Source organism: Paraclostridium sp. AKS73 (assembly GCF_025671395.1).
Classification (GTDB): Bacteria; Bacillota; Clostridia; order Peptostreptococcales; family Peptostreptococcaceae; genus Paraclostridium; species Paraclostridium benzoelyticum.
In genome coordinates, this window is record NZ_JAIXHU010000001.1 from 193,633 (window position 1) to 218,526 (window position 24,894).

At 28.8% G+C, this 24,894-nt stretch carries 14 protein-coding genes and 8 pseudogenes; 21 read left to right on the forward strand and 1 reads right to left on the reverse strand.

The features are described 5' to 3' along the window. Positions 1 to 20: 20 nt before the first annotated feature. The 14 genes and pseudogenes from smc (at position 21) to LEQ07_RS22325 (ending at position 15,895) form a co-directional block, all read left to right on the forward strand. Positions 21 to 3,577: pseudogene (gene smc, locus LEQ07_RS01205) on the forward strand (chromosome segregation protein SMC). Positions 3,578 to 3,586: 9 nt separating this feature from the next. Next, positions 3,587 to 4,842: pseudogene (gene ftsY / locus LEQ07_RS22320) on the forward strand (signal recognition particle-docking protein FtsY). Positions 4,843 to 4,943: 101 nt separating this feature from the next. Next, on the forward strand, positions 4,944 to 5,312 hold the full coding sequence (ylxM, locus tag LEQ07_RS01220; RefSeq protein ID WP_021429599.1) for a YlxM family DNA-binding protein: 369 nt from the start codon (positions 4,944 to 4,946) through the stop codon (positions 5,310 to 5,312). Further along, positions 5,309 to 6,658: pseudogene (ffh, locus tag LEQ07_RS01225) on the forward strand (signal recognition particle protein). Before ylxM ends, ffh begins: the two are co-directional and overlap by 4 nt. Before the next feature lie 38 nt (positions 6,659 to 6,696). Beyond that, positions 6,697 to 6,969, forward strand: a complete 273-nt coding sequence (gene rpsP / locus LEQ07_RS01230) for a 30S ribosomal protein S16 (RefSeq protein WP_021429667.1) — start codon at positions 6,697 to 6,699, stop codon at positions 6,967 to 6,969. 23 nt (positions 6,970 to 6,992) lie between these two features. Beyond that, positions 6,993 to 7,220, forward strand: a complete 228-nt coding sequence (locus LEQ07_RS01235) for a KH domain-containing protein (protein WP_021429642.1) — start codon at positions 6,993 to 6,995, stop codon at positions 7,218 to 7,220. Between the two features lie 87 nt (positions 7,221 to 7,307). Continuing rightward, positions 7,308 to 7,823, forward strand: a complete 516-nt coding sequence (gene rimM, locus LEQ07_RS01240; RefSeq protein WP_035115311.1) for a ribosome maturation factor RimM — start codon at positions 7,308 to 7,310, stop codon at positions 7,821 to 7,823. Positions 7,824 to 7,838: 15 nt separating this feature from the next. Beyond that, on the forward strand, positions 7,839 to 8,531 hold the full coding sequence (gene trmD / locus LEQ07_RS01245; RefSeq protein WP_247011971.1) for a tRNA (guanosine(37)-N1)-methyltransferase TrmD: 693 nt from the start codon (positions 7,839 to 7,841) through the stop codon (positions 8,529 to 8,531). A gap of 105 nt (positions 8,532 to 8,636) precedes the next feature. Then, positions 8,637 to 8,981 (forward strand): 50S ribosomal protein L19, encoded by a 345-nt coding sequence (gene rplS, locus LEQ07_RS01250; protein WP_021429647.1) that lies wholly within the window; start codon positions 8,637 to 8,639, stop codon positions 8,979 to 8,981. A 159-nt stretch (positions 8,982 to 9,140) separates the two neighbouring features. Beyond that, positions 9,141 to 10,030 (forward strand): annotated as a pseudogene (gene ylqF, locus LEQ07_RS01255) (ribosome biogenesis GTPase YlqF). Positions 10,031 to 10,351: 321 nt separating this feature from the next. Then, entirely contained in the window at positions 10,352 to 11,674 is a 1,323-nt protein-coding gene (brnQ, locus tag LEQ07_RS01260; RefSeq protein ID WP_046822578.1) for a branched-chain amino acid transport system II carrier protein, read from the forward strand. 175 nt (positions 11,675 to 11,849) lie between these two features. Further along, a pseudogene (locus LEQ07_RS01265) lies at positions 11,850 to 13,973 on the forward strand (adenosylcobalamin-dependent ribonucleoside-diphosphate reductase). A gap of 92 nt (positions 13,974 to 14,065) precedes the next feature. Then, a complete protein-coding gene (locus LEQ07_RS01270) occupies positions 14,066 to 14,818 on the forward strand; it encodes a ribonuclease HII (RefSeq protein ID WP_263329234.1) in 753 nt (250 codons plus the stop codon). A 55-nt stretch (positions 14,819 to 14,873) separates the two neighbouring features. After that, positions 14,874 to 15,895 (forward strand): annotated as a pseudogene (locus LEQ07_RS22325) (alpha-hydroxy-acid oxidizing protein). 144 nt (positions 15,896 to 16,039) lie between these two features. Here the strand turns inward: LEQ07_RS22325 and LEQ07_RS01280 are convergent. Next, positions 16,040 to 17,301, reverse strand: a pseudogene (locus LEQ07_RS01280) (CapA family protein). 148 nt (positions 17,302 to 17,449) lie between these two features. Here LEQ07_RS01280 and LEQ07_RS01285 point away from each other — a divergent pair. The 7 genes and pseudogenes from LEQ07_RS01285 to LEQ07_RS01315 all read left to right on the forward strand — a co-directional run bounded on the left by LEQ07_RS01285 (position 17,450) and on the right by LEQ07_RS01315 (position 24,861). Beyond that, positions 17,450 to 17,794 (forward strand): YraN family protein, encoded by a 345-nt coding sequence (locus LEQ07_RS01285; protein ID WP_046822583.1) that lies wholly within the window; start codon positions 17,450 to 17,452, stop codon positions 17,792 to 17,794. Between the two features lie 25 nt (positions 17,795 to 17,819). Beyond that, positions 17,820 to 19,346, forward strand: coding sequence for a YifB family Mg chelatase-like AAA ATPase (locus LEQ07_RS01290; RefSeq protein ID WP_046822584.1), 1,527 nt, complete (start codon positions 17,820 to 17,822; stop codon positions 19,344 to 19,346). Positions 19,347 to 19,371: 25 nt separating this feature from the next. Continuing rightward, positions 19,372 to 20,460, forward strand: a complete 1,089-nt coding sequence (gene dprA, locus LEQ07_RS01295; RefSeq protein ID WP_046822585.1) for a DNA-processing protein DprA — start codon at positions 19,372 to 19,374, stop codon at positions 20,458 to 20,460. A 21-nt stretch (positions 20,461 to 20,481) separates the two neighbouring features. Then, positions 20,482 to 22,575 (forward strand): type I DNA topoisomerase, encoded by a 2,094-nt coding sequence (gene topA, locus LEQ07_RS01300; RefSeq protein ID WP_046822586.1) that lies wholly within the window; start codon positions 20,482 to 20,484, stop codon positions 22,573 to 22,575. 160 nt (positions 22,576 to 22,735) lie between these two features. Continuing rightward, positions 22,736 to 23,505: pseudogene (codY, locus tag LEQ07_RS01305) on the forward strand (GTP-sensing pleiotropic transcriptional regulator CodY). Positions 23,506 to 23,614: 109 nt separating this feature from the next. After that, complete coding sequence (locus LEQ07_RS01310; RefSeq protein ID WP_263329235.1) at positions 23,615 to 24,226, forward strand: aminotransferase class I/II-fold pyridoxal phosphate-dependent enzyme; 612 nt, start codon at positions 23,615 to 23,617, stop codon at positions 24,224 to 24,226. Beyond that, positions 24,157 to 24,861: an aminotransferase class I/II-fold pyridoxal phosphate-dependent enzyme gene (locus tag LEQ07_RS01315; protein ID WP_263329254.1), complete on the forward strand. Its 705-nt coding sequence runs from the start codon at positions 24,157 to 24,159 to the stop codon at positions 24,859 to 24,861. The genes LEQ07_RS01310 and LEQ07_RS01315 overlap by 70 nt, the downstream gene beginning before the upstream one ends. Positions 24,862 to 24,894: the final 33 nt, after the last annotated feature.

Genomic DNA, 24,894 nt, shown 5'->3' on the forward strand with positions numbered 1-24,894 from the left:
TTTGAAGGGAGAGAAAGGTATTGTATTTAAAAAGATTAGAACTTAAAGGATTTAAATCCTTTCCAACTAAGACAGATGTGCTTTTTAACGAAGGTATAACAGCTATAGTTGGTCCAAATGGAAGTGGAAAAAGTAATATATCAGATGCAGTAAGATGGGTATTAGGGGAGCAAAGTATAAAAAGTTTAAGAGGCGATAAGCTAGAAGATGTAGTATTTGCCGGAACAGACACGAAAAAAGCAATGAACTATTGTGAGGTAGCATTAACTATAGACAATAGTGACAAAAAATTAGACATAGAATATAGTGAGATTACTATAAAAAGAAGAGCTTACAGAAGTGGGGAAAGTGAGTTTTTCTTAAATAATAAGTCGTGTAGATTAAAGGATATAAAAGAATTACTATTAGATACAGGAATAGGTAAAGATGGATATTCTATAATAGAACAAGGTAAAGTTGACGAAATTTTAAGTAATAACCCTGTAAATAGAAGAAAAGTATTTGATGAAGCCTGTGGAATATCAAAATATAGATATAAAAAACAAGAAGCGGAAAGAAACCTAAAGAATACAAAAGAAAACTTAAATAGAATAGAAGATATATATGTTGAGATAGAGAATCAGTTAAAACCTTTAGAAACTCAACAGAAAAAAGCTATAAAATATTTAGAAATAAAAGAAGAATTAAAAAAGATTGAAGTAAATAGTTATATAAGTGAAATTGAAGAATTAGAGGCTCAAGCAAAAGAAACATTAAATCATGATAAAGTACTTAAAGATCAAATGGTTTCAGTTAAATCTAAAAAAGAAACTTTAGAAAAATCTATAACTGATTGTGATGAAGAACTTGAAGAAATTGATGTTAAAATAAACAAAACTATTGAATATATAAACACTATAAAAGGTGTAATAAACAAAAAATATTCAGAACTCAGCGTTCTTAATGAAAAGATAAAAAATTGTAACAGTGATATACAAAGGTACACAAATGAAATTAGTTATATAAATAAAAAGATAAATGATGACAATCTAGAATTAGAAAAATTAAATGAAAGTAAAAATAATGCTTTTAGAAATTTAAAAGATATAGAAAATAAAATAGATGAAGTTGAATTAAAAAATAAAGACAAAAAGAAAGACATAAACAAAGTAAGTCAAACTATTGAAACTTTAAAAGATGAAATAATAAACTTATTGGATGTTAAACAAAATAGTGCGAACAAACTATCTACTTTAAATGCAAATATTGAGAATATAGAAAATAGAACTAAAACTATAGATGTAGATATAGAACATATACAAAAAAATATATGCAATAAAAAAGATGAAATATCAAAATTTAATTCTCAAAAACAAGAAAAATTAAGTTTAATAGAAAACTTAAAACAAGAATTTGAAGATATTAATAAAAAGGTAAATTCTCTGAAAATAGAATATGACAAAATAAGTAGTGATATACAAGGCTCTAAACTTAAAATAAATGAATATAACTCTAAATTAAACATATACACTGATATGGAAAAGCACTATGAAGGATTTAATAAAGGTGTAAAGGAAGTGTTAAAGAATAAAAATTTAGAGGGTATATATGGAGCACTAGGTCAGGTTATATCATCTAGTCAAAAATATGAAAAAGCACTAGAAGCATCACTTGGAAGTTATATGCAAAATATAATAACTAAAGATGAAAATAGCGCTAAAAATGCTATAAACTACTTAAAGAAAAATAATTTAGGAAGAGTTACATTCTTACCTTTAAATATAATTAAATCCAATAAAATAGATAAAAATGCAATAAAAAGCAGTGCTAAATACATAGGGATAGCAAGTGAATTAGTTAAGTTTGATGAAAAGTATAAAAATATAATCGAAAATGTTTTAGGAAGAACTATAGTTATAGAAAGTATGGATGAAGCTATAAAGTTTGCTAGAGAAACTAACCATAGATATAAAGTTGTAACTTTAGATGGAGAAATTCTAAATCCAGGAGGATCTTTAACTGGAGGAACAGTAAGAACTAATGGAAATATACTTTCAAGAAAAAGATTGATAGAAGAGTTTAAAGATAACATACAAAAAGAACAAGAAAAATTGAATTTATTAGAACAAGAAAAAATCAATTTAAAAGGTTCTATAGATTCAAAGCTTATAAAAATTGAAACAATAAATAATGAATTACGTGAAAATGATAAAAGTGTAGTTGTTATTAATGCAAACATAAAAAGTGCAAATGATGAAGTTTTAAATTTAAGCAATAACTTAAATAAATTTGAAAATGAGAAGTTAAGTTTAGGTGAAAATTTAGAATATACACTAACAAAAACTAAGTCATTAAAAGAAAATATAAATGAAATAGAACAAAAGCATTTGTTAAACAAAAATGAAATAGATACATTAAATTCAAAATTAAAAGAAATAAATGATGGTTATGAAGTAGATAAAAGCAGATTTGACGATTTGAATATAGAATATGCTAAATTAAATCAAATTCACCAAGCTACAATAAAGGATATAGATAGAATTCAAAAAGAAATAAAATCACAAAATGATGTCCTTAGAACTACAAAAGAACAACTTGAAGAAAGTAAATTTAATACTGTTAAAATTCAAGATCAGATTAAAATTGAAACTTCAGAAAAAGAAAACTTGGAGAATCAAATTATAGATGAAAATAAAAAATTAAGTCTGCAAAAGAACAAAAAGATTCTATTAAGAAAAATAGAGACGCTATAAATACTGAATCTAAAAATATAGATAGACAGTATATAGAAGTCAAAGAAAGTTTATTTAAGATAGAAAATAAAATAGAAAGACTAAGATCATCTAAAGAAAATTATATAGCTAAACTTATAGAAGAATACGAATTAAGCCTAGAGGAAGCAAAGGCATTAAAAGATGAATCTGTAGTTATTGATAAAAAAGAGCTAGAAAACCTAAAAAGACAAATAAAAAGTCTTGGGAATGTAAATATAGACTCTATAAAAGAATATGAAGAAATAAAAGAAAGGTATGATTTTTATAGTGAACAAAAGAAAGATTTAGAAGAATCTATAGAAGTTATATATAAACTTATTAAAGAACTAGAAGAAAATATGAAAAGAGAGTTTAATGAAAACTTTGTTTTAATAAATGAAAACTTTAAAGTTGTTTATAAAAAATTATTTGGTGGAGGAAATGGAGAACTTAGAATAGTAGATAAAGATAATATTCTAGAAAGTGACATAGAAATAGTAGCTCAACCACCTGGGAAGAAAATGAAAAATTTAAATCTTTTATCAGGAGGAGAAAAAGCACTTACTGCAATAAGTATATTATTTTCAATAATATTAGCTAAGCCAACTCCATTTTGTATACTAGATGAAATAGAAGCGCCACTAGATGATGCAAACATATATAGATTTGGAGAGTTTTTAAAAGAACTATCTAAAGATACCCAATTTATATCTATAACTCATAGAAGAGGTACTATGGAGGTTGCAGACTATATATATGGAGTTACAATGCAAGAAAAAGCAATCTCTAAGGTAATAAGCCTAGATCTAAAAGAAGCTAAAAAATTAACTGAAGATATAATATAAGGAGGCAAAATGTTTAAGAAGTTATTCAAATTTGGAAAGAAAAAAGAAGAAGAAAGTGTAGTTGAAGAAGAAGCTCAAATTGAAGAAGCTAATGAAGAATCAGCTACTGATGAAGAAACTGTAGTTGAAGGTGCAGAGTTTAAAGTGGAAGAAAAGCACAATTTAGATGAAGATCCAGATAACAAAGAAGAAATAATAGATATTGACAATGAAGATAAAATTGAAGAAACTTCGCTAGAAGAAGTAGAAGAAGTAGAAGAAGTAGAAGAAGTAGAAGAAGTAGAAGAAGTAGAAGAAGTAGAAGAAGTAGAAGAAGTAGAAGAAGTAGAAGAAGTAGAAGAAGAAATTACAAAAGAAGGTTTATTTGCAAGACTTAAACAAGGACTTACTAAAGCTAAACAAGGAATAACAGATAAAATTGATGCTGTTTTAAATTCATACACTACAATAGATGAAGACCTTCTTGAAGAACTTGAAGAAATACTAATAACAGCAGATGTTGGCGTAAACACTACTATGGAAATGATAGATGGACTAAGAGATGCTATAAAACTAAAGGTATTACAGATCCTTTAGCTGTAAGAGGTGAGTTAAAATCTGTAATATGTGATATGTTAGGAGAGGAAGATTCTAAATTAAACATAGAGCCTGGTCCAAGTATAATATTAATGGTAGGAGTAAATGGAGTAGGTAAAACTACTACAATAGGTAAACTAGCAAATAGATACACTAAAGAAGGTAAAAAAGTAATACTTGCAGCAGGAGATACGTTTAGAGCTGCAGCTATAGAACAATTGGAAGTGTGGGCTAATAGAAGTAATGTGGATATAATAAAGCACCAAGAAGGAGCTGATCCAGGGGCTGTAATATTTGATGCTGTTAAAGCAGCTAAAGCTAGAAAAGCAGATGTATTAATTTGTGATACAGCAGGAAGACTTCACAACAAAACTAACTTAATGAATGAGTTAGGGAAGGTATTCAAGATAGTTGATAGAGAATATCCAGAAGCGCAAAAAGAAGTTTTATTAGTTGTAGATGCTACAACAGGTCAAAATGCGGTATCTCAAGCTAAAACATTTAAAGAAGTAGCTGATATAACGGGAATAGTATTAACTAAATTAGATGGAACGGCAAAAGGTGGAGTTGTTTTAGCTGTTAAATCTGAAGTTGATGTTCCTGTAAAACTTATAGGAGTTGGAGAAAAAGTAGAAGACTTACAAGATTTTGATTCAAAAGCATTTATAGATGCGTTATTTGGGAACTAATTAGCTTTTAAAAATAACTGTTGACAACTTTATTAGTATGATATAAAATACAATGTGTAAAGGAATTGACCTTTACAGTAAAGTAAGTGGGAAGTGTAATAATGAATCTAGAAAAATTAGTAGAAATTGGGTTGTTATTTGAACAATACAAAATGCTTCTAACTGATAAGCAAAGAGAAATTGTATCACTTTATTACAATGAAGATTATTCTCTTGGAGAAATCAGTGAAAATCTAAGTGTTTCAAGACAAGGAATATATGATACATTAAAGCGTTCTGAAAAAATTTTGAAAGATTATGAAGCAAAATTAGGCTTAGTTAAAAAGTCAAAAGAACGTGAAAAAATTACACAAGATATATATAATAAAGTTGTTGACATTAAACAAGATTTATTGCAAAATAGAGATTGTGCTAATTTAATCCCTAAGGTAGAAAATATAGAAGATTTATGTAGGGAGATGTTAAAATGATATTTGAAGGATTAGCAGATAAACTACAGGGCGCTTTAGGAAAATTAAAATCTAAAGGTAAGCTTACTGAAAAGATGTTAAAGATGCTATGAGAGAAGTTAAGCTAGCTTTATTAGAAGCTGATGTTAACTTTAAAGTAGTTAAAGACTTTGTTAAGAAAGTTCAAGAAAGAGCTGTTGGACAAGATGTTATGGAAAGCTTGACACCAGCACAACATGTTATAAAAATAGTTAATGAAGAACTGACAAGTTTAATGGGTGATGTTCAAAGTAAAATAATGATATCACCAAAGCCACCAACAGTTATAATGATGGTAGGGTTACAAGGTGCAGGTAAAACAACTACATCTGGTAAGCTTGGAGGATACTTTAAAAAGCAAGGTAAGAAGCCCTTACTAGTGGCTTGTGATATATATAGACCTGCGGCTATAAAGCAATTACAAGTTGTAGGTGAAAAATTAGATATACCAGTGTTTAGCATGGGAGATAAAGAAAGTCCAGTAAATATAGCAAAAGCTGGATATAATCATGCAGTGAAAAATAACCACGATTTAGTTATAATAGATACAGCTGGTAGACTTCATATAGATGAGACTTTAATGGAAGAGTTACAAAATATAAAGTCTGAAGTTAAGCCACACGAAATACTATTGGTTGTAGACTCTATGACAGGACAAGATGCAGTTAATGTTGCACAAAGCTTCAATGATGCCCTTGGGGTTGATGGAGTAGTTTTAACTAAACTTGATGGGGATACTAGAGGTGGAGCAGCACTTTCAATAAGAGCTGTAACACAAAAGCCTATAAAGTTTATAGGTATGGGAGAAAAGCTAGATGACTTAGAGCCTTTCCATCCAGATAGAATGGCATCTAGAATATTAGGTATGGGAGACATCCTAAGCTTAATAGAAAAGGCTCAAGAAAATATAGATTTAGAAAAAGCTAAGGAATTAGAAAGCAAAATTAAAAAGCAAGATCTTGATTTTGAAGATTTCTTAGAACAAATGGAACAAATTCAAAAGATGGGTCCTTTAAACAAGGTAATTGAAATGATTCCTGGTATGGGTCAAGTCAAAGACCAACTTGGGGACATCGATATGAATAATAAAGAAATTGTTAGGACTAAGGCAATCGTACAGTCTATGACAATAGAAGAAAGAAGAAATCCTAGTATCTTAAATGCTTCAAGAAAGAAAAGAATAGCAAGAGGTAGTGGTACTAGTGTTCAAGATGTAAACAGACTTATAAAGCAATTTGATGAGATGAAAAAATGATGAAGATGTTTACAGGAACTCAAAAAGCATGAAGAAAAGGGGAGGCTTTGCCGGTTTACCTTTCTTTAAATAATAGAAAACAAAAAGATAAAAATTTTCGGAGGTGTCGATATGGCAGTTAAAATAAGATTAAAAAGAATGGGATCAAATAAAAAACCTTTCTACAGAATAGTAGTAGCAGATTCTAGAGCTCCAAGAGATGGAAAGTTCATAGAAGAAATAGGATTCTACAATCCAATATCTCAACCAAAGCAAGTTAAAATAAACGATGAGAAAGCTGTTAAATGGTTAGGATGTGGAGCACAACCAACTGATACAGTTAAAACTTTATTAGTTAACAACGGAGTAATGGAAAAGTTCGAAGCTTCTAAGCAAGCTAAGTAATTTTCTTTTAGGAGTGAATTGATATGAAAGAGCTAGTACTAGATATAGCAAAGGCTCTTGTCGATAATCCAGAGGCAGTTGAAGTAGAGGAAACTTTTAATGATGGAGAAACTATCTTAAAATTAAAAGTAGCCCCTGATGACATGGGTAAGGTTATCGGTAAGCAGGGTAGAATAGCTAAAGCTATAAGAACTGTTATAAAATCTGCTTCAAATAGAGACCACAAAAAGGTTACTCTTGAAATAATATAAAGGATTAGGTATTAACCTAGTCCTTTTTGTATATACTGTGTATATATTGCGCAAAGATAAAGCATAATTTTTAAAGAAGGTGAGATTATGGAAAATAAATTAACTCATTTTAAAATAGGACAAATAGTAAAAACACAAGGTTTAAAAGGTGAAGTAAGAATTTACTCCACAACGGATGATATATATAGATATGACGATTTGGATACTTTTTATATAGGAAAAGACCTTAATACAGAATATAAAGTACAAAATGTTAGATATAAAGGTAACTTAGTTATAATGAAAATAAAAGGAATAGATACAGTAGAAATGGCTGAAAAGATAGTTAACAAAAACATCTATGTATCTAGAGAAGAGTCAAAAGAATTAGATGAAGACGAGTTCTTTATTGCTGATATGATTGGTATAGATGTTTATACAGTAGACAATAAACATGTAGGTGTATTAGATGATGTTTTACAATATGCAGCTAATGATGTTTATGTAATTAAAGGTGAAGATAATAAAGAATATCTTATACCAGCTGTTATGAAGTTTGTACCTGAGATAGATATAGAAGAAAGAAAAATGATAATAGACCCTATAAAGGGAATGTTAGATTAATTTTAAGGTGATATTATGAGATTTCATATAATGACACTATTCCCAGAAATATTCAACTCTTATATGAATGAGAGTATAATGAAAAGAGCTGTAGAAAAAGGTATTATTGAAGTAAACATATACAATATAAGAGACTTTTCTACTAATAAGCATAAAAAGGTAGATGATTATCCTTTTGGAGGTGGAGCAGGTATGGTAATGACTCCACAGCCAATATATGATACATATAAACATATTATAGATAAATTTGATATAAAAGAACCTAGAGTTATATACTTAACACCGAAGGGTGAAGTTCACAATCAAAACATAGCTAGTGAAATGTCAACATTTGAAGATGTAATACTTTTATGTGGTCACTATGAAGGAATAGATCAAAGAATTATTGATTCTATAGTTACGGATGAAATATCTATAGGGGATTATGTATTAACAGGGGGGGAACTTCCTGCACTAATTCTTATAGATTCAATTTCAAGGCTTATACCAGGTGTATTAAGTCAAAATGAATCCTTTGAGGAAGAATCATTTAAAGATAACTTATTAGAGTACCCTCATTATACTAGACCGAGAGAATTTATGGGAATGGAAGTTCCAGAAGTTTTACTATCTGGAAATCATAAGAAAATAGATGAGTGGAGAAATGAGAAATCTATTGAAATAACTAAAGAAAGACGTCCTGATTTATACAAAAAAGCTTGTAAATAAATAGGACATATAGTATAATAAAATCTGTTGAAAAATAAAACGGGCGTTCCTCTGCTTACAAATGGTCAAGTAATTAAGAGCGTCTATGATACCAGGAGGATTAAAATGAACGAAATATTAAGATCATTAGAGCAAGAGCAATTAAAAAATGAAGTTCCTAACTTTGGACCTGGGGACACTGTAAAAGTACACGTTAGAATAGTTGAAGGAAAAAGAGAAAGAATACAAGTATTCGAAGGTGTTGTATTAAAGAGACAAGGTGGAGGAGCTAGAGAAACTTTCACTGTAAGAAAAATATCTTTCAACGTTGGAGTAGAAAGAACATTCCCTGTTCATTCTCCAAAATTAGAGAAGATAGAAGTAACTAGAAAAGGTAAAGTAAGAAGAGCTAAACTAAACTACTTAAGAGGTAGAGTAGGTAAAGCTGCTAAGATAAAAGAAGCTAGATAATAAACTTTACTATACAGGGGACTGAGATTTCAGTCTCCTTTTTTACTATTAATTAGATTAAAATAAATTTTTATAAATATAATATAAATTATAAGTTTAGATAAAATAATTTGTGTTTTTAATATTAGAAAAAGGAGAAAATATATGAAAATACAAAGAATGACAGATGAATATTTAAGAGATGATAGTTTGCATATAAACTGGTATCCAGGGCATATGAAAAAACTAAAGACTTAGTAAGAAACAACTTAAAATTAGTCGATGTTGTTGTAGAACTTTTAGATGCAAGAATACCACTTAGTAGTAGAAACCCTGATATAGATAGATTTGTTGGAGATAAACCAAGAGTTGTAGTTTTAAACAAAAGTGATATATCAGATCAAAATAAATTAAATCAATGGGTTGATTATTACAAAAAAAGAGGAATAAAAGCTATACCTGTAGATACTTTAAAGGGAAAAGGCGTAAATAAAATAATAGAAGAATGTAAAAATGAAACTAGAGAAAAGATGGAAGCTTTAGTTAAAAAGGGGAGAATAGAAAGACCTATAAGAATAATGATAGTTGGAATTCCAAACGTAGGTAAATCTTCTCTTATAAACAAACTTACAGGAAGAAAAAGTACTCAAACAGGAGATAAGCCAGGAGTAACTAAAGGTAAGCAATGGGTTAAGTTAAAAGGTAACTTAGAGCTATTAGACACTCCAGGTATATTATGGCCTAAATTTGAAGATGAAGAAGTAGCTTTAAAATTAGCATTTTGTAGAGCGATAAAAGATGAAGTTTTAGACGTAGATACTTTAGGTCTTAAATTAATAGATAAATTAATGGAAATAGAACCAGAAAAATTAAAAGAAAGATATAAATTAGATGAGCTTGGAGAAACTCCTTTAGAAACTATGGATAAAATAGGAATTAAAAGAGGTCTGATTTTGAGAAAAAATGAATTAGATTATACAAGAATTGCAACAACAGTTCTGAATGAATTTAGAGATGGTAAAATTGGAAGAATAACCTTAGAAGTACCTAAAGATATTATTGATTGCTAAGTCTATGCTGATAAATAGAGAGTAGATAAAAAATAGAATCCTTCAAAACTAGTATTTCACTGTAGAGGGCCTATTTTTATAAAGTCTAAGCTCTATTTTTTTTCATTTATAGGTAAGCTATAAAATAAAATTTTTATGATAAAATTTAACTTAATAGTTGGAATGTTTGCAACAACCTAATTTCATAAAATATATAAAGTTAGATTTAATATTCATAATATTGTGTATATTGACAATATTATTGACAGTTAGAAAAAAGTATTATATAATATTTTCAGAATATTTAATCTAAATAAAAAGAAATTTTTAGGGGGCTTTAATATGAAAAATACGAACAAAGATATAATTATAGTGGGGTTTGCACTTTTTGCTATGTTCTTTGGAGCAGGAAATCTTATTTTCCCACCATTCTTAGGACTTATATCTGGTGAAAGTTGGATGACAGGATTCTCAGGATTTATATTAGCTGACGTAGGACTTGCATTACTAGCTATAGCAGCAGCAGCAAAATGTGGTGGAGATGTTAATAAGATTTTAGGAAGAGCAGGAAAATCGTTATCAAAAGTTGTAGGAATAGCTATAATGATTTGTCTAGGACCGTTATTAGCAATACCTAGAACAGCAGCTACAACATTTGAAATGGGTGTTCAACCTATAATAGGAAATTCTGTATCTCCAGTAATATTCTCTATAATATTCTTTGCAATAGTGTTATTACTTACAATAAGACCATCTAAGGTTGTGGATATAATAGGAAAAGTGTTAACACCAGCATTACTTGTTGCGTTAGCTCTTTTAATAATAAAAGGTATAATAACACCACTTGGACAAATAAGCCCGGACACTTTAGTAGACAACGTATTTTCAAATGGAGTATCACAAGGATATCAAACAATGGATGCGTTAGGAGCAGTTGCACTTTCAACTATAATAATTGCATCTTTACACAATAAAGGCTATGAAAGTAACTCAGAAAAAGTGAGTTTAACAATAAAAGCAGGTATAGTAGCAGGTATAGCTTTATGTTTTGTTTATGGAGGACTTACATTCTTAGGAGCAACTATATCTCAAAACTTTGCAGGACAAGATATAAGTTCAATATCTCAAGCTTCATTAATAGTTGGAATAACAGAACAATTACTTGGATATCCAGGTAAAGCTATACTAGGAATAATAGTATCTCTAGCTTGTTTAACAACAGCTATAGGATTAACATCAGCTACAGGACAATACTTTACTAAAATTACTAATAATAAATTAAAATATGAAGTAGTAGTAATAGTTGTATGTGTATTCAGTGCTATAGTATCTAACTTTGGAGTTGATACTATAATTAAATTCTCAGCACCAATACTTGATATGGTTTACCCAGTAACTATACTACTAGTAATAACAACATTATTTAAAGATCAAATTAAAAATGATAATGCTATAAAAGGGGCAGCGTATGTAACTTTAATAATAAGTGTATTAGGTGTAGTTAACTCATTATCTAGTACTTATGGATTGCCAGTACACATACCGTTCTTAGAATTATTACCATTTGCTAAATTAGGATTTAACTGGATAGTACCTGCAATAGTAGGTGGAATAGTAGGAAATTTTGTTAAGACAAATAACTGCATGAGTGTAGAATATGAATAATAGAGTTTAATATAAGAAAACATAAAGTCGTTGATAAAATTATCAACGACTTTTTATACTAAAAATTAAGTATAAGATATTAATTTAAAATTAAAATATATAAATAATGTTTAATACAGTAGACAAAAAGTGTATTTATATAAGGAAACTTTTATGTATACGTTGGAGGTATAGTATGAAAAAAATCATAAAAAGGGATAGAAGTATAGAAAAATTTAGTAAAGTAAAAATTGAAGATGCAGTTTATAAATCTACAATAAATAGTGAAAAAGGAATAGATAAAAACCTAGGAAATGAAATAGCAAATAAAGTTGAGGAAATTTTTAAAAACAGTGATAAATGTTTAAATGTTGAAGAAATTCAAGATTTAGTAGAAGTATTGCTTATGGAGTCTAATAGAAAAGATGTGGCAAAACACTATATTTTATATAGAGAAAAAGAGCTAATATAAGAAAAAACCTTGGGATATGGATGAATTACAAAAATCTATATGGAAAAATAAGTATAGATATAATAAAGAAAACTTCGATGAATGGATAAACAGAATATCTGCAAAAAATACTAGAATCGGTAAGTTAATAAGACAGAAAAAATTTCTATTTGCAGGTAGAATTTTAGCTAATAGAGGATTATATAAAGATGGGTTAAAAGTTACATACTCAAATTGCTACGTTTTAGAACCACCAAAGGATAATTTAGAAGATATATTTGATACAGCGAAAAAACTTGCAAGAACATTTAGTTATGGAGGTGGAGTTGGAATCGATATCTCTAAATTAAGACCTAGAGGCGCTAAGGTTAATAACTCTGCTAAAAATACAACTGGGGCAGTTTCATTTATGGAGTTATATAGTATGACTACAGGATTAATAGGGCAAAGAGGTAGACGTGGGGCTCTTATGATTTCTATTGAAGTAAGTCATCCAGATATAGAGGATTTTATAGATATAAAAACAGATTTAACTAAAGTAACAAAAGCTAATATATCAGTTAGAATAAATGATGAGTTTATGAAAGCTGTTGAAAATAATGAAACTTACAGATGTGAATTTATGGTAGATGGAAATAATGAACATGTTATAAAGGAAATAGACGCTAAAAAGTTATTTATGAAATTATGTAAAAATAATTGGGACTATGCAGAGCCAGGAATATTATTTTGGGATAATATAAAGAAACATCACCTTATGAGTGAGGATAAAGAATTTGATTATGCAGGAGTAAACCCTTGTGCAGAAGAGCCGTTACCAAGTGGAGGAAGTTGTTTGCTAGGGTCAATAAACTTAGCTGAGTTTGTGATACAACCATTTGGCACAAGTGCTACTTTTGATACTAATAAATTTAAAGCTTGCGTTAGAGAATCTGTAATAGCTCTAAATCAAGTTTTAGATGAAGGACTAGACTTACATCCATTACAAGAACAAAAGATAAGTGTTGATAAATATAGACAAATAGGATTAGGTGTTATGGGTATAGGAGATATGCTTATAAAAATGAATATGAGATATGGGTCTGATAAATCAATAGAGCTATGTAAATTCATAGCTAGAACCATGCTAAATGAAGCAGTTAAGCAGTCGTCATTACTAGCAAAAGAATATGGTCCGTTTAAAGAATATAAAAAAGAAGCTATTTTAAAATCTAAATTTTTCAATGATAATATAGATGATGAGATAAAAGAATTAGTTAAATTATATGGACTTAGAAACTCTCAACTTCTAACTATACCACCTACTGGATCTATATCTACTATGTTGGGAATAAGTGGTGGAATTGAACCTATATTTAATGTTTCGTATATAAGAAAAACTGAAAGTTTACATGATGAAGATGTATATTACAAAGTATATACTCCTATAGTAAAAGAGTATATGGATTTAAAAAATATAACTGATGAAAAAGATTTACCTGATATATTTGTAACGGCTATGAATTTAGATTATGAAGATAGAATAAAAATGCAACAAGCATGGCAGCAATATATTGATGCATCAATTTCATCCACTATAAATCTTCCTTACGAAACGACAGTTGAAGATGTGTATGAGATTTATATTAAGGCTTGGAAACACAACTTAAAAGGAGTAACTATATTTAGAGATGGATGTAAACGAAGTGGAGTACTTATAAATGAAAAACCTAAAAATGAAAAAGAAGAAAATAATTAAAAGAAGAAATATGTGTAACTGAAGATGATAAAAATGAAAAATTCATATGCCCAGAGTGTGGAAATGAACAAATGGCAAATACAGGAGGATGTAGTATTTGCTTAAAGTGTGGATACAGCGGGTGTAATTAATAAAATTTAAAATTAAAGTGCTTAAATTTATATTAAGCACTTTAATTTTTTGATAAAATATAAAGTAAAGATAAAAAATAAGGAGATAAAAGATGAAAGATAAAAGTGTTAAGGAAATAAATGCAATTATTGACTCGATAAGTACAGATGAGTATTTAAAGTATATAGACATCTTAAAGGATGATGAGAGAAAATCAGTTAAAAATATAGCTATAAAATTAGCTAAAAAACTAGATAAAATAAGAGCGGAAAATGAAAGATTAGAACTTATAAACACATTTGAAAATGAAGGATATGAAAAAGGATATACATATATTGGAGGAATAGACGAAGCAGGTAGAGGTCCATTAGCAGGCCCTGTTGTTGCAGCTGTTGTAGTTTTTAAGCCAGGAACTAAGATAGAAGGGATAAATGATTCTAAGAAACTGAGCGAAGCTAAAAGAGATGAGTTGTTTGATATAATAAGAGATCAAGCTCTTGATTATGGAATAGGTATAGTTCAAAGAGAAGAAATAGACAAATATAATATATTGAATGCAACATATATGGCTATGAAAAAAGCTATAAACTGCTTAAAGAAAACTCCAGATTATTTACTAGTTGATGCGGCACATGTGCCAGATGTGAGTATAGATCAAAAATCAATTATTAAGGGAGATTCTAAATCTATATCTATAGCCGCAGCTAGTATATTAGCAAAGGTTACAAGGGATAGCATAATGTATGAATATGATAAAATGTATCCTGAATACGGGTTTGCTTCTCATAAAGGATATGGAACGGACCAACATTACAAAGCTATTAGAGAGCATGGAATAACAACTATACATAGAAGAAGTTTTTAAAAATATATTATAGTGATATAATTTAATTATAAACTATGCTAAGGGAGAGATTTTTATGGACTATAAAGAAATGTTAAAACAAGCAAGAGAAAATCTAAATGGAAGTTGTAGAGTTTGCAAAGTTTGTAATGGAGTAGTTTGTGCAAGTGAAGTTCCTGGAATGGGAGGAAAAGGGACTGGAAGTGCATTTATAGAAAACTATGAAAGCTTAGATAAAGTAAAATTAAATATGAGGGTTATTCATAATGTGAAAAATCCGGACACAAATATAGAGATGTTTGGAAAGAAAATGAAAGCTCCTATATTTGCTGCGCCTATAACAGGCACAACACTTAATATGGGTGGTAAGTTAAGTGAAGGAGAATATATAACTAGTGTTGTAGATGGATGTTTAAAAAATGAAATTTATCCTATGGTAGGAGATACTGCAGTAGATGAATTTTTAATAGAAAATTTAAGAGTAATAAAAGAATTTGATGGAAATGGAATAGTATTTATAAAGCCTTGGGAGAATTCGGATATAAAAAGAAAGATTAAATTAGCTGAAGAGACAGGTGCATTTGCAGTAGGTGTAGATATAGATGCATGTGGATTAGTTACGTTATCGATGCATGGGAAAACTGTAGAGCCAAAGTCAATTGATGCTATAAAGGATTTAAAAGCATCTACAAACCTACCATTATATTAAAAGGTATAATGACTAAGGAAGATGCCTTAATGGCCGTAGAAGCTGGAGTAGATGCTATAGTTGTATCTAATCATGGAGGTAGAGTATTAGATCATACTCCAGGAGTATGTGATGTATTAGAAGATATAGCTTCAGTCGTTAAAGGGCAGGTTACTATACTTGCAGATGGAGGAGTTAGAACTGGTGTTGATGTGGTTAAAATGCTAGGACTTGGAGCAGATGGAGTTTTAATAGGAAGACCATTCGTAACAGCTTCATTTGGAGGACTTAGTGAAGGTGTAGATACGTATGTTAAGAAGGTTATAAATGAAATTGAATCCACTATGATTTTAACGGGGTGTCAAACTATAAAAGATATAGATGAGAAAGTAATATTTAAAAAAGCATAAATAAAAAAAGCTATCTCAAAATAGCGTATTAGTAAAAAGGTTAAAATATAAGGTTTGTTTCTAAAGCTGGAAAGACGCTTTAAAAGTCGCTAAACCTTACATTTTAACCTTTTACTACATTGTTTTAATTTGAAATAGCTTTTTTTATTTTGCTACATTTATAATGTCGGAAGAACCTATTATAGATGTAGTGTTATGTATGATTTTTGCCTTATCAAGTGGTAAATTATCTATTTTAGAAAATTGTTTTTCGTTTATTAAAGGTATTATTTCATATGTAAGTTTACCTTTTTTATTGTTATATTTATTAACCCATGTAGGTATGTATTCAACATTTGAAATTGTAGTTTCTCCAGTATTTAAGTTTTTGTCTATATCAATGTTAACAATAACACCATCCTCGGTATATTTTTTATTTAAAATCTCATTTCTTTGATTGCTTAAGAAATTTCCTAATGAATATATAACCAAAGTTTCATTATCATTTTCATCAGAATTTATCATTTCAATAGGCTGAACCATATGAGGGTGAGAGCCTATTATTATATCAACTCCATAATCACATAGTTTTTTAGCTAACTCTTTTTGAAATTTATTAGGTTGTCTTGTGTATTCATCCCCCCAGTGTAGTATAACAGCTTGAAGATCAGTTTCTTTATTGTTCATAACGTCTAAAGTATCTTTAATCTCATTAAATGCTATATCTACATAGCTTGAGTTAAAAATATTTAAATTGTTAAGGTCATTATAATTTACTGGCAATCCATTTAATGCTGTAGTACTTCCGTATACTTGTCCATAGGAAAAAGCAGTTACACCTAGCTTTACTCCGTCAATATCTTTTATTAAGAAGTTTTCATTTGTGTCATTTTTTTAGTACCGACATGTTCTATATTTTTAGAATTTAAAACATCTAATGTTCTGTATACTCCATCAGAACCCCTATCATATGTATGATTATTTATTGTAGATACTACATCGATTCCACTATTTTTTATTGCATCAGCCAATTCATCAGGTGAATTGAATTTTGGAAATGAACTATACTTTGCTTTAGGGCCAGCTAAAGTTGTCTCTAAATTTCCTATAGCTAAATCGGATTTAGATATATATGGTTTTACATATTTAAAGTTATTATCGAATGAATATGTATTAGTATCTTTATCAAACTGAGCTTTTAATTGATCATCATGAGCCATTATATCCCCTATTGCGCTTATAGTTACATTTTTTACACTATCATTATCATTTGCTGTTTTTGTTAAGTTAATTTCAAAAACCTTACCTTTAAATATATTTAATGCTAAAGATGACATTATAAAAAATAGGCATAATGAAATTGCAGAAATTATAATAATTTCACTTTTCTTATTTTTAGTTTTCTTTTTTTTGATGTTTCGCTTCATAAATCCTCCAAATTCCCCAAATTAATATATATTAAATCATAATCTTATGAAAATAATTATCAAGGCTTAAAAGGTTACATTTAAAAATTGTATACTAAATAAAAGTATTGACTATACTTTAAAAAAATCAAAATAAAAGGTAATTTTTATGAATAATATACAAAAAGGTAATTTAGGCGAAAAAATAGCAACAAATTATTTAAGATCTAAAGGAGCTTACATATTAGAAAACAACTACAAATTAAAATTTGGAGAAATTGATATAATAGTAAAGTTAAATGAAGAATTAGTATTTGTAGAAGTTAAAGCAAGAAGTAATATAAACTTTGGATATCCGTCAGAAGCTGTAAATTACAAAAAGCAAATGAAAATAAAAAGTGTTGCTAAATATTATATAGTTAAAAATAAATTAGAAAAAGTTCCAATAAGGTTTGATGTTATAGAAGTTTATTTGAAAAATAATGAAATAAACCATATTGAAAATGCTTTTTAAATAGTAATAAAAAAGAGGTAGTAAAATGTTAAGTATTATAAACTCAAGCACCTTGGTAGGCATTGAAGGAATAATAGTAGATGTAGAGGTTGATATAACTAATGGAATACCAAGCTTCAATATTGTTGGGCTAGCAGGAGCATCTATAAAAGAATCTAGAGAGCGGGTAAAGTCTGCGATCTTAAATAGTGGATATAAATTTCCAAACTCAAGACTAGTGGTAAACTTATCTCCAGCAGATATGAAAAAAGAAGGCGCTTACTTTGATTTACCTATATCTATAGGAATATTAAGAAACTTTATAAATGAAAGTGATGAATACTTAAATGAAAGTTTATTTATAGGAGAACTATCATTAGATGGAAAACTAAGAAAAGTAAAAGGTATTTTATCTATAGTTATAAATGCTAAGAATAAGGGTATAAAAAGAGTATTTTTACCCAAAGAAAACGAAAGAGAAGCTTTATTTGTAAAAGAAATAGAAATAATACCTGTTAAAACATTGAAAGAGTGCATAGGATTTATAAATAAAGAAATAGATATAAAGAAAGAAAAATTAAAATTTATTCAAACTAAAGAAAATTATGATGAAGATTTTTCAGATATAAAAGGAAACTATTTTGTAAAAAGAGGAGCAGAAATAGCAGCAGCAGGTAATCATAATTTTTTAATGATAGGCCCCCCTGGATCAGGAAAGACTATGATTGCAAAAAGAATGATAACAATACTTCCAAGTATTAATGAAGAAGAAACATTGGAAGTAAGTAAGATATATAGTGCAGCAGGGCTTTTAAAAGCAAATGAAGGAATTTTTTTAAATAGACCATTTAGATCCCCGCATCACACTGCAACTAAACAGGCATTGATAGGAGGTGGTGTTGATGCAAAACCTGGAGAGGTTGTACTAGCGCATAGAGGTATACTTTTCTTAGATGAGATAGCTGAATTTGATAGGAAAATATTAGAAACACTAAGGCAGCCTATAGAAGATAAGTATATAAATATATCAAGAGTAAAGATGAATTTAAAATATCCATGTAATAGCATGTTTATAGGAGCTATGAATCCATGCCCATGCGGATACTATATGTCAAATACAGAATGTAAATGTAGTACAAGTGATATAAATAGGTATTTAGGTAAAATTTCAGGGCCGCTATTAGATAGATTTGATATGTTTATAGAAGTAAACTCTATACCTTATGAAGAATTCAATAGTAATAAAAAAGAAGAGAGTTCAATAGACATAAAACTAAGAGTAGAAAATGCAAGAAAAATTCAAAAAGATAGATTTAAAAATGATGTTATAGATTTCAATAATGAAATTAAATCTTCTAAATTAAATTTATATTGTAGGTTAAGTGATGAAGCTGATGAAGTATTGAAGTTAATTTTTAATAAGTATAGGCTAGGAAACAGGAGTTATACAAAGTTAATAAAAACTGCTAGGACTATAGCTGATTTAGATAATAAAAAATTAATTGAACAAAATCATGTACTAGAGGCATTTTCATTTAGAAAAGCTTACTACAATTATTTTATGGATGAATAAATAAGTTTTAATTTAGAGGTGAGTTATGAACAAAAAAGATATATACTTATGGTTATTATCTATAGGAGGTATAGGTAATAAAACTATAGAAAAAATTGAAGACAGTGTAGATAATATTGAGCAACTTATGGACCTACCAGATAAAGATATACTAAAAATTGAAAATTTAAATTTAAATATTAAACAGAATATAGTAAAATATAAAAGTCGTGCTTATATAGATTCGCTAAAAGAGGATTTATATAAACATGGGGTAAGCTATATAGGAAAGAATGAGAGTACATACCCCTCTAAATTAAGACATATTTACAATGCTCCTAGTGTACTTTTTTACAAAGGAGATATAAATCAATTAGACAAGTTATCTTTAGCTATGGTAGGATCTAGAAAACCTACATCTTATGGGATTTGGTGCGCTCAAAGTTTAAGTGAAAAATTATCTAACTATAATATAAACATAGTAAGCGGTATGGCTATGGGAATAGATGAGCACTCACATAAAGGTTGCATTAAAGGATCATCAAAGACTATAGCTGTGTTAGGATCAAGCGTAGAGAATCCACTTCCTAAGAAAAATCTTAATCTATCTAATAAAATATTAGAAGAGGGAGGCCTTTTAGTATCAGAATATAATGTAGGACATCCTGTTGCTCCATCAAATTATCCAGCTAGAAACAGAATAATAAGTGGACTAAGTGATGGAGTTATAGTAGTAGAGGCAACAAAGAAAAGTGGAGCTTTGATAACCGTTGACTTTGCACTTGAACAAGGTAAAAACGTTTTTGCAATTCCGGGTAATATTAACTCTGATATGAGTAAAGGTTGTCATATGATAATAAAAGATGGTGCAAAGCTTGTTGATGATATAGAAGATATAATAAATGAATATAATTTAAAAAAATTTAATAAAATAGCTAATGATAGCAATAGCAATGGATTAACATATGTACAGCAAAGCATTTTTGATATTATTGAAACAAAAGGAAGCTTGCATATAGATAGAATTTGTGATTATACTAATATGAATATACAAGATATAAATTGCATTTTAAATATGCTTGAAATAGAAGGTAAGATAATAGAAATGCGAAACAAGATATATAGTGTAAAATAAAAATTGTGGGGGTGTGGATATATGGCAAAAAGCTTAGTCATCGTTGAGTCGCCTGCAAAAGCTAAAACCATAGAAAAATTTTTAGGAAAAAGTCATTATACAGTAAAGGCATCTGTAGGGCATATAAGAGATTTACCTAAGAGTAAATTAGGAGTAGATATAGAGAATAATTTCGAACCTCAGTATATAAATATAAGAGGTAAAGGGGATGTAATAAAGGAATTAAAAAAAGAAGCTAAAAAAGCGAAACAAGTTTTTCTAGCAACCGACCCCGATAGAGAAGGAGAAGCTATATCTTGGCATCTATCACATATATTATCATTGGATGAAACTGAAAATTGTAGAATTGAATTCAATGAAATAACTAAAGATGCTATAAAAAAAGCTATAAAAAGTCCTAGAAATATTAAACTAGATTTAGTAGATGCGCAGCAGGCAAGACGTGTTCTAGATAGATTATTAGGATACCAAATAAGTCCTATACTTTGGCAAAAAGTTAGAAAAGGGCTTAGTGCAGGTAGAGTTCAATCTGTTACGACAAAATTGATATGTGATAGAGAGAAAGAAATAGAAGCTTTTGATCCAAAAGAATACTGGACTATAGAATTAGATGCTAAAACAAAAGAAGGTAAGGATGTTACCTTAAAATTCTATGGAGAAAACGATAAGAAGGTAGAACTTGAAAACGAAGGTCAAGTAAATGAAATACTAGACAGAATAAAAGGTAAAGATTTAACAGTAGATAAAATAGAGTCAAAATCAAGAAGGAAATCAGCTCCTAAGCCATTTACAACAAGTATGTTACAACAAGAAGCTGCAAATAAGCTTGGTTTTACAACTAAGAAAACTATGATGGTAGCACAAGAATTATATGAAGGTGTAGACATAGAAGGAGAAGGAACTCTAGGTTTAATTTCATATATAAGAACTGATTCAAAGAGAATATCAGAAGAAGCTAAAGAAAAAGCTAAAGAATTTATATTAGAAGAATATAGTGATAAATACTATAAATTTGAAGAAAATAAAAAAGCTAAAGCTGAGTCTAAAAAAGTTCAAGATGCTCATGAGGCAATAAGACCTACATCTGTAGATAGAACACCGATTAGTATAAAAGCCTCTCTAAGTAGAGATCAATATAAGTTATACGATTTAATATGGAGAAGATTTGTTGCAAGTCAAATGGAAGACTCTGTGTTTGATACTTTAAACTTAACTTGCAAAGTAGATAATTTAGTATTTAAGGCTACAGGATCAAAATTAAAATTTGATGGATATACTAAAGTATATAACTTTACAGATAGAGAAGATAAGATTATTCCAACTGTTCACGAAAAAGACTTATTATCATCACAAGAAGTTAGACACTCTCAACATTTTACTCAACCGCCAGCTAGATACACAGAAGCTAGCTTAGTAAAAACTTTAGAAGAATTAGGTATAGGAAGACCATCTACTTATGCACCAACAATAGCTACTATATTAAATAGAGAATATGTTGAAAAAAATGCATCTAGCTTATGTCCAACTGAGCTAGGAAAAATAGTTACTAATATACTAGAAGAAAACTTCCAAAAATTTGTTGATGTAGATTTTACAGCACAGATGGAAAATATGTTAGATGATGTTGCAGAGGGAGACACATATTGGAAAGAAGTTGTAGCAGATGTGTATGCACCATTAAAAGAGGCTATAGAAGTAGCAATTGAAAATATTGAAAAAGTAAACATGGATGAAGAAACTGATGAAATTTGTGAAAACTGTGGATCTAACATGGTTATAAAATATGGAAGATTTGGTAAGTTTATAGCTTGTAAAAACTATCCAGAATGTAAGACAACTAAGCCACTAGTAAATAAAGTAGGCGTAAAATGTCCTAAATGTGGAAAAGGTGATATAATTCTTAGAAAATCAAAAAAAGGTAAGGCCTTTTATGGATGTTCGAATTATCCAGAATGTGATTTTATATCATGGAATAAACCTACTGGAGAATTATGTAGTGAATGTAATTCATATTTAATTGAGAAGGTAACAAAATCAGAAACTAAGGTAATTTGCTCTAATAAAGAGTGTAAAAAAGAGAAAAATTTAGAAAATAATGATAAAAGCAATGAATAATGTAAAATAATGTGTCTAAAACCAATTTATAGTATTGAAAAAGATTTGAAATTATGATAATATGACAGTGCTAAAGTAAGAACGTTAAAATAATATAAATGTATTAAGGGTATAAAAGTGGCCAAACTTCATGAGGAGATGATAATAGATGGCAAGCGAAATGCTAGAAAAAACACGAAAAATTAACAAAACATTACAAACTAGTGGTGGAAGTAATGTGTCATTTAATTTATTAGCTGAAGCATTAGGTGAAGTTTTAAGTTCGAATGCTTATGTTGTAAGTACTAAAGGTAAAATATTAGGTGTTTACCTTAACGTTGAAAAAGACAGCTCAGTTATAGAAGATGAAAAAACACATAAAAAGATGTTCCCAGAAGCATATTCAAAAATATATTAAAAATAAACGAAACAAAAGAAAACTTAACTGGGACAGAAATGATAGAACTTCTTCCATACGAAGAAGATAGAAAAGAAAAATATTTAACAATAGTTCCAATATTATGTAGTGGACAAAGATTAGGTACATTAATACTTGCGAGATACGATCAAATGTTTACAGATGACGACTTAGTAATAGCAGAATATAGTGCAACGGTTATAGGGCTTGAAATATTAAGATCTATAGGTGAAGAGCTAGAAGAAGAAATGAGAAAGAAAGCTGTAGTTCAAATGGCTATAGGAACATTATCATATTCTGAATTAGAAGCTGTAGAGCATATATTCGAAGAATTAAGCGGAAGAGAAGGACTACTTGTTGCAAGTAAAATTGCAGATAGAGTCGGAATAACAAGATCTGTAATAGTAAATGCACTAAGAAAGTTTGAAAGTGCAGGGGTTATAGAATCTAGATCGCTAGGAATGAAAGGAACTCATATAAAAGTTCTTAACGACAAATTAATAGAAGAATTAGAAAAGTTAAAGTCTAATTAATCATAAAAAATAAGACATCCAGAAGGATGTCTTATTTTTTTTCATAAATAATCATTAAATCTAACTAATTGTAATATGTATTAATATACAAGTATTTAGGAGGGATTTAATGATTACGTCAATGGCGGCTAAACATGCTATTTGGCCACAAGAAGAAGATATGATATTTAACTTGTCTAAAAGGGCACAAATATGTGAAAAAGAAAAGGGAAAAGAAAATGTTATAAATGCTACTATAGGAGCACTTATGGATGATGAGGGAAACCTTATAACTTTAAAATCAGTTTATGATGAATATAAAAACTTAGATAACAAACAAATAGCGGCATACGCTCAAATTGCAGGGCAAAGCGACTATATAGAAGCAGTAAAAAAAGCTTGTTTTAAAGAATTTATGCCAAACAGCAGTATAAGAGTAGTTGCATCTCCAGGAGGGTCTGGATCTATAAAGTTAGCAGTTTTTAATTATACAGAAAATCAAGAAACTATACTTGTACCAGATTGGTATTGGGGACCATATAAAATTATTTGCGAAGAGATAAATAGAAATATTACAAACTATGAGTTATTTAATAAAGAAGGAAATTTTAATTTTGAATCATTTAAAAAGCAATTTATGGATTTATCAAAAAACAAGATAGAATTTTTTCTATATTTAATACACCCGCTCATAATCCAACTGGATATACAGTTTCTGATGAAGAATGGGACAAAATACTGAATTTATGTAAGCAAACTGTAAAAGACACAAATAAAAAAATAACTTTATTTGTAGATGTAGCATACATAGATTTTTCAGGTAAAGGAGCTAATGACACTAGAAGATTTTTCAAAAAGTTTGAAAACCTACCTGAAAATATATTGATAATTATAGGATTTAGTATGTCGAAAGGATATACGGCATATGGAATGAGAAGTGGGGCTTGCTTATGTGTATCTAGTAATAAAGACATAGCTGATGAGTTTTATTACTCATGTTCACATTCTGCAAGAGCAAATTGGTCAAATTGCAATAGAGGAGCTATGGAGTTATTAACAAGAATTATAAATGATGAAGAAAAGCTAAAAAGATATGAAGATGAAAAAAATTCATATAAATCAGTTTTAAAAGAAAGAGCTAAAGCATTTGTAGATGAAGCTAGAGATATAGGGTTAGATATACTTCCATATAGAGATGGATTCTTTGTAAGTATACCTTGTAAAAATCCTATAAAAGTATGTGAAAAAGCCATAGAAAGTAATTTATATACTATACCATTAAAAATGGGAGTAAGATTTGCTGTATGTGCTGTAAATAAAGAAAAGTGTAAGATTGCACCTAGAATCTTAAAAGAAGCAATTGACCTAGTTGATTAAATTTAAAGTAGAAAAACTTAAGGATTATAAAAA